This is a genomic window from Streptomyces sp. NPDC003038 (assembly GCF_040611115.1).
Lineage (GTDB): Bacteria > Actinomycetota > Actinomycetes > Streptomycetales > Streptomycetaceae > Streptomyces.
The window spans coordinates 174,026-186,688 of the sequence record NZ_JBEXNN010000015.1; the positions used below are offsets into that span (position 1 = coordinate 174,026).

Here is a 12,663-nt window from a genome sequence, read left to right on the forward strand (position 1 = left end):
TCATCATGCGGGCGATCGTGACACCAACCCGGCCCCGGGGCAACGCATTTGTTTCGGGGGCGGCTTCCCCGACAGGGCCTATCCGGCCTATCCGGCCTATCCCCGCAGAGGACCGTCGGAGTCGCGCAGCGCCCCGGCCTCACGCCCGCCGAGCACCGCGATGATCTCCGCGCAGATCGCCAGCGCCGTCTCCGCCGGGGTCCGGGCGCCGATGTCCAGGCCGATCGGGCCGTGCACCCGGGCCAGTTCCGCCTCGCTCACCCCGGCGGCGATCAGACCGTCGCGCCGCCGCGCGGTCGTCTTCCGTGAGCCCAGCGCACCGACGTACGGGATCCCCTCGGCCAGAGCGACCTGCAGCGTGGGCACGTCGAACGCGGGTTCATGGCTCAGCATGACGAGGCACGCCGCGTCCCGCCGGCCCCGGATCACCTTCTCGGCGTCCTCCCCGCTCTCCAGGGCGACGGCCTCCCAGCCCAGGAGACGGGCCTGCCGCTCGATGATCTCCGCCAGCTCACCGCTGCCGCCGATGACCACGTAGGGGGCCGACGGATACGCCTCGACGAGCACCAGCCCGGACTCCCCGTACAGCGCGTCCCGCCCGGGCCGCCGGGTGCCCAGCAGCTCGCCGGCCCGGCGCTCGGCGTCGTCGCGCGGGGCGTCGGTCGCCCGTACGACCTCACTCACCGCCTGGTCGGCAGCGTCGTTCAGCCGGGTCACCAGCGCCACCCCGACACCCTGGGCGAGCAGCTCCCACCACGACGCCGGAATGAACGCGAGCGGCTGGATCAGCACCTCCGCCTGCCCGCCGCACGTCAGCTTCGCCGCCACGGCCTCGGCCCCGCGCACCGACACCTCGCACACCCGCGCCGTGTCCCCGGCGGCCATGGCCCCGGCCTCGGCGACCAGCTCGGCGTCGAACACCCCGCGGTACAGGGCCCCGACGCACTCACCCCGCGCATCCAGGAGCACGGCGCCGGCCGGATCCCGCGGCCCGAACCCCTGCTCGGTCACGGGCCGGGCCAGATACGCCGCCCGCCCCTCGGCCACCCACCGCTGCGCCGTCTCCACCAGCTCACGCATCCGCGCCGCCCCATCCCGTACGAGTTCTCCCCGCAAAGCACCAGGTCAAGCGCACAATGCGGCCTCACCAACCACCCTACGCACGCCCCACCCGCCTCCCCACCCCCCAAAACCCACAGACCCACCCCACCCCCCTCGTACGGACCCACCGGAACCGCGTTCCCCCCTCCCCACCCTTGACGCCGCCCCTCCCGGGTCCTGTACGTCCCGCTCCTCCCCGGCAGTCGAGCAAGCGCCACTACGCTGGGCGGGTGAACTCGCGCAACGCCCTGGAGAAGTGGCTCAGCCAACTGCCCGAACACCAGCTGGCGGCCCTCCTGGAGGAACGTGACCTCCCCCTCGCGGCCGGCTACACCCGCATCACCACCTCCCGTCAGCTGGCCGAGCATCTGCTCACGGACGAGTCGGTGGCACGCGGACTGACCGCCGGGACCGCCGGGGAGATGGAGCTACTGGCCTCGGTCGCGGCACTCGCCCTCGAACGGCACGGCCCCGTCGCCGCCGAGACCGCGCCCCGCCCCTCGTACGCCTGGCGCCCCGCGCCGCCGCGGACCGCGCCCGTAGAGCCGTCGGAGCGGCTGGTGACCGAGAAGGACGTACTGGCCTGGTTCGCCGCCGGCGGCCCGCGCGATCAGGCAGCCGCCGTACTCGACCGGCTGCGCGCCCGCGCACTGCTCCTCCCCGCCCCCCGGGGCCAGTTGGCGCTCCCGCCGCTCCTGCACGTCCAGGCGGCGGGTCTCGACGGCTACGGCCGCCCGGCGGACCGGCTGCTGTCCACCGCGTACAACGCCCCCGAGGTCAAGCGGATCGCCACCGTTCTCTTCGGCGAGAGCGCGGCGCGCACCACCCGCCCCGAGGCCCAGGCCCGCATCGTGGCCCTCCTTACAGACCCAGCTCAGGTCCGAGCCCTGGTGGACCAGGCCCCGCCCCGGGCGGCCGAACTGCTGGACCACCTCGTTTCCGGCCCGCCGCTCATCCGCACCCACTGCTTCGGCACCCGGTACGGCGAGTACGCCGGCCCCGACGCCAAGTACACCTTCCGGGACGGCGGCAGCGGCGACGAGGGCACCGACTGGCTCGCCGCGCGCGCCCTGCTCCTCCCTGCCGGGCCGGACCTCGCCGAGATGCCGTACGAGGTGGCCCGCGCTCTGCGCGACGGCCGCGGCTTGCCCTGCCCCCGCCTGGAGCTCGATCCCCTCACCCACACCGTTCCCCTGCCGCGTGGCTGGGAGGGTCAGGGGAGCGCCGCCGCCGGAGCCGCGGCCTGGCGTGCGGAGCTGGTCCTGAGAGCACTCGCGACGCAGCCGGTCACGGTACGCAAGGCGGGCGGCATCGCCGTACGCGAGACCCGGCGCCTGGCCAAGGCGGCCGGCGCGAGCGAGGCGGACACCCGCCTGTGGCTGGACCTCGCGGTCAACGCCGGCTTGGCCGCCCCGCAGGCCGACGAACCCGACCCGCGCGGCCGCCGTGGACGCCCGACCACACCCAAGTCCTCGGCCCGGCTGCTCCCGAGCGACCGCTACGACCGGTGGTCCGTGGCCCCGGCCGCAGGCAAGCTCCTGCCCCTGCTGGCGGCCTGGGCGGTCGTACCGGAGGTCCTCACCCACTGGCCGGACGAGGCGGAGACCCCGGTGGCACTGATCAGCCCGCAGGACGAGTACGCCGTACCGTTGCGCCGCGGAGCACTGCGCGCGCTCGCCGCCCTGCCACCGGGCCACGGCCTGTCAGGCACCACGGACTCGTACACCGAACTGCTGGAGCGGGCGGCCTGGTACCAGCCGCTACTGCGCGCCCTCCTCGCGAGCGACGGTACGGGGCTCCTCCTGGGCGACGACGAACTCACGGGCCGCCTCCGAACCACCCTGGAAGAGGCCCAACTGCTCGGCCTTGTGGCCCACGGCGCCCTCACCACGGCCGGACACGCGGTCAGCGCCCTGCTGGAGGCGGGCGCGGCCCACCACTACCCCGCCGTACCCGGCGCGGGCGCCGACCCCACGGCCCTCGGCGCCGACTCCCTGGGCGAGGACCTGACCGCCCGCCCGGCGCTGGCGGGGGCGGTCGCGGGGCTCCGCACCACCCTGTATGCCATGCTCCCCGCGCCCAGCACCACGGCCCGTTTCCAGGCGGACCTGACGGCGACGGTCACCGGAGCCCCCGCCCCGGCGCTGGCCGAACTCCTCTCGGCGGTCGGCGACATCGAATCCGAAGGCCACGCCGTGGTCTGGCGGATCAGTGCCACCTCCCTGCGGCGCGCCCTGGACGCGGGCTGGAGCGCGGACGAGCTCCTCGACCGCCTGACAGCAGCCAATGAAGGAGAGCTCCCGCAGCCCCTCATCTACACGATCAAGGACACGGCCCGCACGCACGGGCAGCTGCGCGTGGTCCGCTCGGCCTGCTGCATCCGCTCGGACGACACAGGCCTGATTGCCGAGGTCGCCCAGGCCCGAGGCCTGACGAAGCTGGGCCTACGCCGCATTGCCCCCACGGTCCTGATCTCCACGGCCCCGCCGGAGGAGACCCTGTCCGCTCTCCGTACCGCCGGCTACGCCCCCACGCAGGAGGCCGCCACCGGCACCACGGTCCTCGACCGCGCCCCCACGGAACGCGCCCGCAGCCTCCTCCCCACCCTGGACCAGGCCCACCGCCAGCCCGGATCGGGATCCCCCTCCAGCTCCCGCGCCCTGGCGGCCCAACTCCTGGGCGGGACCTGACTGGTCAGCGTACGTAGGTGATGAACGCCTGCCAGGCGCCCGTCCCAAACCCGACCACGGGCCCGCCGGGCCGCTTGCTGTCCCGAACGGGCACGACCCCGGGTACGCCGTGGGCAACCTCGACGCACTCGCCCTGCCCGCCGCTGTAGCTGCTGACGCGCCATGACGCTCCGGTCAGGTCGGGCGTGGGGGAGTGGGCCTGGTTCATGGTCTGTGCTCCTTGGCGATGCGGCGAATCAGCCCGAGCGATTCCGGGGGCGGCAACGCGGACGTACGAGCGTCGTCGAAGAGCTCCCGGTAACGGGCGACTTCGGACTCCTGTTCCATCCAGATGTTGCCCGTCGGGGTCTCCGTCAGCACCAGGTTCTGCGCCGCGATCCGCGGAAAGCTCATCAGCAGGTACGGGCCGAACATACCTGAGTGCGCCCCGCGTGAGAACGGCAGCACCTGGACAGTGATGTTGGGCTGCTCGGCCATGTCTGCCAGGTGTTCCAGCTGGTCACGCATCACGTCCGGTCCGCCTACCTGCTGGCGGAGCACCCCCTCGGCGAGGACAGCCCAGAGTTCCAGTTGCCTCTCACCGGTGAGTCGCTCCTGTCGGGCCAGCCGCACCTGAACGAACTGCTCGACCTCCTCGGCGCTGTGCCAGGCGCGTGAGGCCACGGTGACGGCTCGTCCGTACTCCGCAGTCTGGAGGAGACCCGGCACCAGCTGGACCTGGAAGGTCCTGATGCTGTCGCAGATGTCTTCCATTTCGATGTAGTCCCGGTAGGTCTCAGCGAGCACAGAGCCGTACTGATGCCACCAGCCTTGACGGCGCCGGCGATTCGCCCTCTGGGCCAGGGCTCCCAGTCGATCCCGGGTCTCAGTGTCAGCCACGCTGTACGCGTCCATGAGCGCGACGAGATCCGGTGTCCGGACCGGCACGTGGCCGTTCTCGATCCGGCTGATCTTGCCGCCGGTGCAGTCGAGGGCCTTCGCCGCTGCGGCGGTGGTGAGACCCGCTGCCTCGCGCAGGCGTCGGAGTTCGTCGCCGAGCTGGCGACCGAGCACGGTGGATGGCTTCACGTTCGGCATGGATAACTCCCTACCAGAGCACCGTGCTTGCGGCCCACACATTGCCCGTACGAGTGAATCTAGCGATTCTGCTGCATTCAATATTGCACGGACCATACTCGGCGCGGCACGCTCGTCGGGACGGGGCCAACCCGACCGCATACGCCGTGACTTGATCGCTAGCCGTCGACCCCCAAGGGGCTGCTGTGACCACACTGAACGAAGCCGCGTTCCGGCTGTCCCGCCGCCCCCGCAGTGCGCCACGGGCCCGAGCCGCACTGCACGCCGTACTCGGGGACTGGGGTGCGGGGGACGACCTCCTGCACACCGCCGAACTCGTCCTCTCCGAGCTGGTGACGAACGCCCTGCACGCACCGGCGCCCAGCGACCGCCAGGTCGGTATCCGCATCGCGCACTCATCAACCGACGGACTGCTCCGCCTGGAGGTGAGCGACGCGGGTTCCGGCCGGCCGGAGCTAAGGCATCCCGAACCGGACGCCGAGCACGGCCGGGGGCTACAGCTCGTGGACGCCCTCAGCCACCGCTGGGGCGTCAGCCCCCGCGCGGGCGGCATCGGCAAGACAGTCTGGTCGGAGCTGAAGGCCCCGGACCTCCTCCCCACCCCCTCAACGAGGCAGGTCGCGGCGATCACGGTCCGCCCCGGCCAAACATCCGTGTCTGGGGCGCCTGGCGCGAAGTCCGCAACGTACGGACGGCGCGCCACACCACTGGCGCCCTGTCGATCGTCCTCGGCCTGGACGAAGGGCCGCCCCTCCACCTGCCCGCTGCGGAACCGCTGTCCGTACGAGGGCTGCCGTAAGGTGAAACGCGCGGTGCGCGTGCCGAGTTGCCGCCGCGTACGAGGCGTACGAGATCGTGTCCATCCCGATGCCCAACGATCCGGACGATTACGCGATCCCGGACCTGACCGTCGCGCCACGCGCCTTCTAGCGGCTGCCGTTCCCTGCGGCCATGACGAAGTGGGAGTAATCGCCGCAGGACGGCTTCTGGGCCTGGAATGGTGCCTGGAGTGGCCTGCGCCTTCCGACTCGGACACAGATATGGGTGGCTCAGCATGCGATCGGCACCAGGTCGCTTGCCGCTGTTTCCTTCACATTGTTCTGTTTGGCACTCATTCGTAATGAGGAGCCCGGCGATCCCCTCTTCCCGGTGCTGTCGGGGTTGGTCATGGGACTCGTTTTCGGCCTCACGGCCCTATCCGAGCGGCATCGCCAGTGCCGGCTCAAGCGCCTGGGCGTATGGGGCGGGTCCTGGCATTGGAGGAGACCGGCGGGATCCACTCGGCATGCAGGAGGGTCCCACCGCCCCAGGGGCGTCCGTCGAAGCTGAGGTCGGCGGAATCCATCTCTTCCTCACCGAGGGCAGCGCGGATGTCCATCGGGGTGAGCGGCCACGACAGATGACGCGGCAGACGACGGTTACGGGCTGGCACAAGGCCGAGGATGACGTACACCCTGGCGGAAGCACACGTTCTTTTCTGTCTGGCCTCGTCGAAGTACCGGACAACCTTCGCCGCGACAGGACCTCTGTGGAGGCAACGCTCGCAGTGACCTGCCAGCGACGGGGCAGCCGACTTCTGGTACCCGGGCAGCGCGGACAGCCCCGGATCAGCGCAGGTGGGCGCCAGGAGGAGGGGAGCGTCGGCCATAGCGCGTGCCGAACGTATGATCCCGCCATGCAGCATGACGTGATTGATGACGTGCCTGTTCTGTGGGCGCAGGCTCCCGGCCCTCTCGAAGCCGCCCTCGTATTCGGGTGCGGGGTGAGCGACGAGACGTTCAGGCATCTGGGAGTGACTCATCTGGTCGAGCACCTGACCATGAGTACGCTGCCGCGGCTCCACCACGAGCACAATGCGTCGGTCACGCTCTCCCTCACGGACTTCACCGCTTCGGGGAGCGCAGCGCAGGTTGCGGAGTTCCTCACCCGGGTCTGCGAGGCCCTGTCCGAGCTGCCCCTGGAGCGGATGGAACGCGAGGCCGGTGTGCTCGCCGCCGAGGGCGGCGGCGTCACCGACCCGACCAGCGCGGAACTGCTGTCCTTCCGGTACGGCACGGTCGGCGCCGGACTGGCTTCGTGGGACGGACCGGGCCCCGACCGCATCCCCGCCGAAGCCGTCCGCGACGTCGCCGCCCGCTACTTCCACGCGGACAACGCCGTCCTGGTGCTGACGGGCCCGCCGCCGGCAGGCCTGCGTCTTCCGCTGCCGCGCGGTCCACGGCCCGACCGTGGCAGGGCGCAGCCGGTGGCCAAGCGGGGACCGGCCTGGTTCCAGGCCGAGGTACCCGGTCCCGGTCTTGCCTTCCACGGCGATCTCGACGACCCCGCGCTCATACTGGCCCACGCCGTGCTCCAGGAACGGCTCCGGCAGCGGGCACGGCACCAAGAGGGCCTGTCGTACGAGGTGGGCGGCACCCGCGTCCACACGGGGGCGGGACAGGGCGAGTACACCCTGTGTCTGGACGCCCGGGAGGGCCAGGAACAGCGCGTGGCCGAGCTGCTGTGGCAGGAGGCCCTGCGGATGGCGAGCGCCGGAGTCACCGAGGAGGAACTCGCGGAGGAGCAGGCCGCGTTCCGCGAGGTCTGGCTCGACCAGCGGTCGGTGCCCTCCGAACTCGGCGAAGCGGCCGCGTGCCTGCTGCTCGCACTCGACTACCAGGACGCGCAGACACGGCTGGACGCCCTGGCGAAGGTCACTCCGGAACAGGCAGGGCAGGCGTTCACCACGGCGCTTGCCACCGCCCTGCTCGTCGTCCCGTGCGATGCGGAGGTGGAGCTGCGGCAGCTCGACGGCACCCCTCTCACCCAGGACATCTGCTCCACCACGCGTGTCTTCCCGTCGGACGTGCGGGTGTTCAAGCCCTCGCTGTTCAAGCGGACCGTCTCCTCCGCCGCCCGCGCGGCGCGGCTCGGAGTCGGCCCCTCCGGACTGTGGTGCCGCGACGCGGACGACGACGTGCACCATGTGCCCTTCGACGAGGTCGTGGGCGTCGAGACACGGGGCACGGGCCGCGTGGTGTTCGGCTCCCGCGGCTGTTTCATCCCGGTGGTACCGGAGCTGTGGGCGAAGATCGGGCCGGCCGTCGCCGCCATCGACGCCGCCGTACCGGAGGCGCTGCGCTACGAGACGTCCGGCCTCCTTCCCGGCCGGGAGGACTGACCGCTGTCTTCTGGACGCTGGCCGCTCCGGCCGCCTCTTTGCCCCGCGTCACGAGTGTGGTGGGCAGGCCCCTCCGGGCGTAGTACCGGGCCCGGCACAGGGCTGAGCCCCCCGTGTACAGGCCGTACGCGCCGCCGGAGAGGAACGCCAGGGCGAGCGCGCACACCCACACCGGCTCCCCTTCCGGTGTGTCGGAGGTCTCCTGGGAGACCTTCCCCTGCCGCACTTCGGTCGCGTAGTCCCGCCACACGGTGACCGTCACGCCGTCACCGGGCCTCAGGCGTTGCAGCAGCGGCCCCGAGCCGCCCATGTCGATGCTGTGTGGCACCTGCGTCGGGCCTTTCAGATACAGCGTGTACTCCGACGACTTGCTGTGCTGCTTGATCACCCTACGGGTCACGGTGGCGTCGAACGGGCGCAGGCAGTCGTCGTGGGGAGAGGACAGGTCGGTGCACGGGGGCGCGGCGCGGAACGCCTTCTCATCCTCGATCAGTCCGGGTACGGTGGCCAGCCCCGCGGCGCCGAACAGGAGCATCGGGATGCCCAGCAGCGCGGCGCACAGCCCCCATCCGCGGTGCCAGAGGGTGCACCGCCGGACGGCACCGGGCACGGCAGACGGCCTGCGCGACCGCTTTCCGGCACCCGGCAATGCCTTGGCATATGGGACGGATCCTGAGCAGGGCCTGGAACGGCCTGTCGGAAGCGTGCGAGGGCAGAAGGAGGGAGGGGAATGTTGCGAAACCCCAGGGCGAGTTCTTCGATGGCCCGGGTTGGATGTGCCTGAGCATCCTGTTCTGTGGATGGACAGCAGCGAGTAGCGGCACCGCGCCCTGGCTGAGGGTTGTTGCGGCTCTGGGGACGGCGGCCTGGGTGGCGTTGCTGGCACGCCAGAGAGTCGAGCAGCCGCGGTCCAAGGCCCCTGGGGAAATCCCGGGGGGCCTTCGCGTTGCCGGGCTGACCTGCGAGGTTCTGGCAGGATCCAGGCCGCGAATAGGCCGCAGAGGCTGTCATACGGCTGCACAGCACGGCAGTTGGCTGCGCATACGCGAAGACCCCGTCCTCAGCGTTTCGGCTGCTGGCGGGGTCTTGTGACACTTACACAGTAAGTGCCCCCGGCAGGATTCGAACCTGCGCACACGGCTCCGGAGGGCATGCCGCAGACAGCTTGCAAGTGTGCGCTGAACTGGCACTTCCCGGTTTGCAGCTCCCGGCCGGGTTGATCTCTATCGCATACCGTGCGCGGAGCGCTCCAGGTGCCTTCCCGGGCCCCTGGTTCCCTGTGCGTTGAACGCTCTGCCTGACGAGAACGTCGGTGTCAGTGGTGTCCTCTACGGTGTCGCCATGGCTCCTTCTGAGATCACCCGAGCGGGCATCCTGCAGGCGATTGGAGAGCATGACCGGCTGGGGGTGGACCTGTTCCGAGACACCTACCGCTATCGGGCCGCCGCCACCTACGTCCTCACGCATGAGGGCCGCCAGTACGACTCCAAGGCCATAGTGGGCGTGGCGCACAAGTTTGACTTCGGGACTGCCCTGAAACCTTCGGAGTTCAGTGGCGGCGACAAGCATGCAGTGGCGTGGCTCCGACGAGAGGGCTTCACGGTCGGCGAGCCGCCCAAGTCGTTTCGACGGCGAGTAGGCGATGTGCGCCCGGGGCGCAGTCGGTCAGGTGCCGCCCTCCACCGTCCGGTGCTGCTCCTGTGGTCACTCGGACAGGTCATATCGGGGGCTCCTCGACTTCAACCCTGGTCGACGGTGCGCGATGCAGTTGCGCCTCTATTGGAGACCTACGCGCAGGTTGACGATGGTGCGGATGCTGCCCGCTACCCGTTCTGGGCCCTGGTGCGTGACAACCTCTGGACCGTTGAGCACCCTGACGAACTCACGCTCACCAGCTTGGGCCGACGGCCGACAGTGAGCCTTTTCCAACCTCATGCTGTGGCGTTGTGAAGGACGAGGACGGCCTTCACGATGTCGGTGATCCGGTTGGTGCTGCAGCGGAGCTTTCGCAGTAGACGCCAGCCTTTCAGGGCGGCCATGGCCTGCTCGCCGACGCAGCGGATCTTGGCGTGGCTGCTGTTGTGTCGTCGCTTCCATCGCTTGAGTCGGCGGCCTCGGAAGGGGACTCGGATGTGGCGGCCGGCGCCTTGGTAGGCCTTGTCCGCCCAGCATTTCAGTCCCGCGGCGGCGAGCACGTCGACGATCCCGTGACTGCGGGCGGCCGTCAGGTCGTGGGTGGCTCCGGGCAGGGCCGGGGATGCCCAGAGTAGGCGGCCGAACGGGTCGGTGAGGACCTGCACGTTCATGCCATGCCGTTTGTGTTTGCCCGAGTAGTAGGGGGCGTCGGCGGCGATCCTGTCGATCGGCAGCAGGGTGCCGTCCATGATCACGAACGCCTTCGCCCGGGCCGTTTCCATCGCCTCCGCCAGGGTCGGTGCGCGAGAGGCCAAGACTTCGATGGCCTCGCGTATGTACCGGTAGACGGTTGCGATGCCGATTCCGAACCCGGCGGCAAGCTGGGCATAGGTGTCGCCGCACCGGAGGTGGGCCAGGGCGAGCAGGGCCTGACGGCCGGCGGGCAGTCGTCGCCACCGCGTACCGATCTCCCGTTGCCGAACAGCGAGCCGCTCCGTCAGGTGCTGCAGGCTGCGGCTGGACAGATCGATCGAGGACGGATAGACAAGCACGCGAAGCTCCTGGCGGACACGGGTGATCTTGGTCGAGAACCCGTCTACCAGGAGCTTCCACGCTACGTACAGCCCTTGACCCCGAACAGGCGGACGTCGCTGTCAGGTTGCAAGGGGTGGTCTGTCGGCGAATTCGCCAGGAAGGGACAGATGTGACCTCGTTCGATGTGGCCAAGCCGGAGACACCCTGGGTCATCTTCGGGCCTCGCGACGCGGTTGAATTCAAAGAGCAGACGGCGGCTCTGAGGGCTGCGGGTGGTCGGGTGTACGAGCTACAGGCCCGCGACCTGAAGGACCAGGTAAGTACTTGCGATGCTTTCGCCCGAGCGATCGGATTTCCCGACTATTTCGGCCGGAACTGGGATGCCCTGGTCGACTGTCTTGATGATCTTCATGATCACGCCACCGGTGGGGTGGGGATCGTCATGGTCATCCACGGGGCCGATGTGCTACTTGGGGCGGATCACCTCAACATATTCACGATGGTGCTCTGCCTCGCAGCAGACCGTGCGAACACCGCGGTGGATCCGGACGGCGACCTCAGGAATCAGCCCGTGGTGATCGAGCACTTCGTCTTCCTGCTCGACGAGGTCCGCGCCGAGGAGTTCGCCGTGGGGATCAAGGATCCCGACGTCGTCGTCCGTGTGGAGGGTGACTTCCTCACGGTGGCCCTGGACCTCGATGTCTGGCGACCCGAGGCGGCCGGGCGCCCGAAGGTCTCCTGACTCCGGGCCGTACGGTACCCGGTTTGCCTCCTCGGACCAGCCCAGCACCTGGGCCGCCGGCCTGTCTGCGTGCACGCCGCCCACCGACCCAACCAGGAGGTTGGAAAAGGCTCAGTGATAGCGTAACGCCCATTAAAGGCTTGTCCCATTCTTGATGATGATTTGTTCCGCCGCGAATCGCATCAATGGAATCTCTTGTGCTAGTTCGACGTCGTGGGCGAAGGGGGCATACTTGGGAAGCGATCCTTCTTTTGCGTGCACCAAAGCGTTTCTCACCTTATAGATGCGCCTAGCGATCGCCTTCTTAACTTCTCCCCCGTCCGATGGCTGCAAATCCAACTTGCTCGCGCCGGCGAAGGGGACCCCGTAAGTCTTGTAGTACTGCACTATGTTGCCATCCCAGGCATTTAGGTCCGAAATCAGACGGTCAACGTCCACGAACTTCTCCAATACGAGCTCCAAGGCGCGCTGTTCGTTGACCCCATCTTCTCGCACCTGACGATGAGCCCGGTCGATGGTTTTGATGATTTTTTCGATGTCTTTTGATCGGCGTACTGAGAAACTCGGATCTGTAATGCTTACTCTCACCTGATCTACTAGGTCGGCATTAAACACCTTATCGAAATAGTGTTCGGCGATATGGTAGTAGGACAGGTATTCGAGAAGGGGCATTTCGGCAGCCACTCCCATCAGGTAGTGGCTGACGAGATCGGCGTCGTAGGACTGGCGAGGTGCGTCGAATGTGGATTCTTGAGCTCGCCTGACTTTTTGGATCCGTGGTGTGCTTAGGTGTGGGTCGAGACCGATCCGTGCAGATGTGTCCAGGTTGTATGCGGCCTGGAAGAGGAATGCGTGAGCCAGTGACTCGAAGTCACTCCTTGTGTTATTTGCTCTGATCTGCAGGGTGGTCACTCTCAACACTGTAGATGCCATTGAGAGAAGGGACCTTTCGGCGGGGTCGCTGTCATCAGCTAGGCGTGACCGAATGTTACGCGTGCGATTGCGTAGCATGATCCATCGCCTACTTCTGGAGAACTCCTGGCGTTGGGCAATCCAACACAACAGGTAGGCCGCGGTTGTGTTGGATGGCTGCCCCACGAGGTAAGTGACGGATGATTCACCCTCGTTCGCGATGGGCTTGTCTTCCAGGAATCTTTCGAAATCTCCATGGATGTTGAGAGGCGTCAGATGAAATTCGGCGCTATCAGTCCAAAAGATTGAGT

At 68.7% G+C, this 12,663-nt stretch carries 10 protein-coding genes; 5 read left to right on the forward strand and 5 right to left on the reverse strand.

Features of this window, described 5'->3' with window-relative positions; translation table 11 throughout:
• Positions 1–96: 96 nt before the first annotated feature.
• The gene (locus tag ABZX75_RS20550; protein WP_355412422.1) at positions 97–1,080 is read right to left on the reverse strand and encodes an XdhC family protein; all 984 of its coding nucleotides are present in this window, start codon (positions 1,078–1,080) and stop codon (positions 97–99) included.
• A gap of 251 nt (positions 1,081–1,331) precedes the next feature.
• Between ABZX75_RS20550 and ABZX75_RS20555 the strand changes: the two genes are divergently transcribed.
• The gene (locus ABZX75_RS20555; RefSeq protein WP_355412424.1) at positions 1,332–3,791 is read left to right on the forward strand and encodes a helicase-associated domain-containing protein; all 2,460 of its coding nucleotides are present in this window, start codon (positions 1,332–1,334) and stop codon (positions 3,789–3,791) included.
• A gap of 4 nt (positions 3,792–3,795) precedes the next feature.
• On the opposite strand, the gene ABZX75_RS20560 is transcribed toward ABZX75_RS20555, so the two are convergent.
• Both ABZX75_RS20560 and ABZX75_RS20565 read right to left on the reverse strand, forming a co-directional pair.
• A complete protein-coding gene (locus tag ABZX75_RS20560) occupies positions 3,796–3,999 on the reverse strand; it encodes a DUF397 domain-containing protein (protein ID WP_355412426.1) in 204 nt (67 codons plus the stop codon).
• Entirely contained in the window at positions 3,996–4,868 is an 873-nt protein-coding gene (locus ABZX75_RS20565; RefSeq protein ID WP_355412429.1) for a helix-turn-helix transcriptional regulator, read from the reverse strand. Before ABZX75_RS20565 ends, ABZX75_RS20560 begins: the two co-directional genes overlap by 4 nt.
• Before the next feature lie 185 nt (positions 4,869–5,053).
• Between ABZX75_RS20565 and ABZX75_RS20570 the strand changes: the two genes are divergently transcribed.
• From ABZX75_RS20570 to ABZX75_RS20580, 3 genes are all read left to right on the forward strand, one after another.
• On the forward strand, positions 5,054–5,989 hold the full coding sequence (locus ABZX75_RS20570) for an ATP-binding protein (protein ID WP_355412431.1): 936 nt from the start codon (positions 5,054–5,056) through the stop codon (positions 5,987–5,989).
• A 554-nt stretch (positions 5,990–6,543) separates the two neighbouring features.
• Positions 6,544–8,028, forward strand: coding sequence for an insulinase family protein (locus ABZX75_RS20575; RefSeq protein ID WP_355412433.1), 1,485 nt, complete (start codon positions 6,544–6,546; stop codon positions 8,026–8,028).
• Positions 8,029–9,369: 1,341 nt separating this feature from the next.
• Positions 9,370–9,978: a hypothetical protein gene (locus ABZX75_RS20580; protein WP_355412435.1), complete on the forward strand. Its 609-nt coding sequence runs from the start codon at positions 9,370–9,372 to the stop codon at positions 9,976–9,978.
• On the opposite strand, the gene ABZX75_RS20585 is transcribed toward ABZX75_RS20580, so the two are convergent.
• On the reverse strand, positions 9,960–10,715 hold the full coding sequence (locus tag ABZX75_RS20585; protein WP_355412437.1) for a transposase family protein: 756 nt from the start codon (positions 10,713–10,715) through the stop codon (positions 9,960–9,962). The genes ABZX75_RS20580 and ABZX75_RS20585 overlap by 19 nt on opposite strands.
• 152 nt (positions 10,716–10,867) lie before the next feature.
• On the opposite strand from ABZX75_RS20585, the gene ABZX75_RS20590 reads away from it, so the two are divergent.
• A complete protein-coding gene (locus ABZX75_RS20590) occupies positions 10,868–11,440 on the forward strand; it encodes a barstar family protein (protein ID WP_355412439.1) in 573 nt (190 codons plus the stop codon).
• A 132-nt stretch (positions 11,441–11,572) separates the two neighbouring features.
• Here ABZX75_RS20590 and ABZX75_RS20595 read toward each other — a convergent pair whose 3' ends face one another.
• On the reverse strand, positions 11,573–12,352 hold the full coding sequence (locus ABZX75_RS20595) for a hypothetical protein (RefSeq protein WP_355412441.1): 780 nt from the start codon (positions 12,350–12,352) through the stop codon (positions 11,573–11,575).
• Positions 12,353–12,663: the final 311 nt, after the last annotated feature.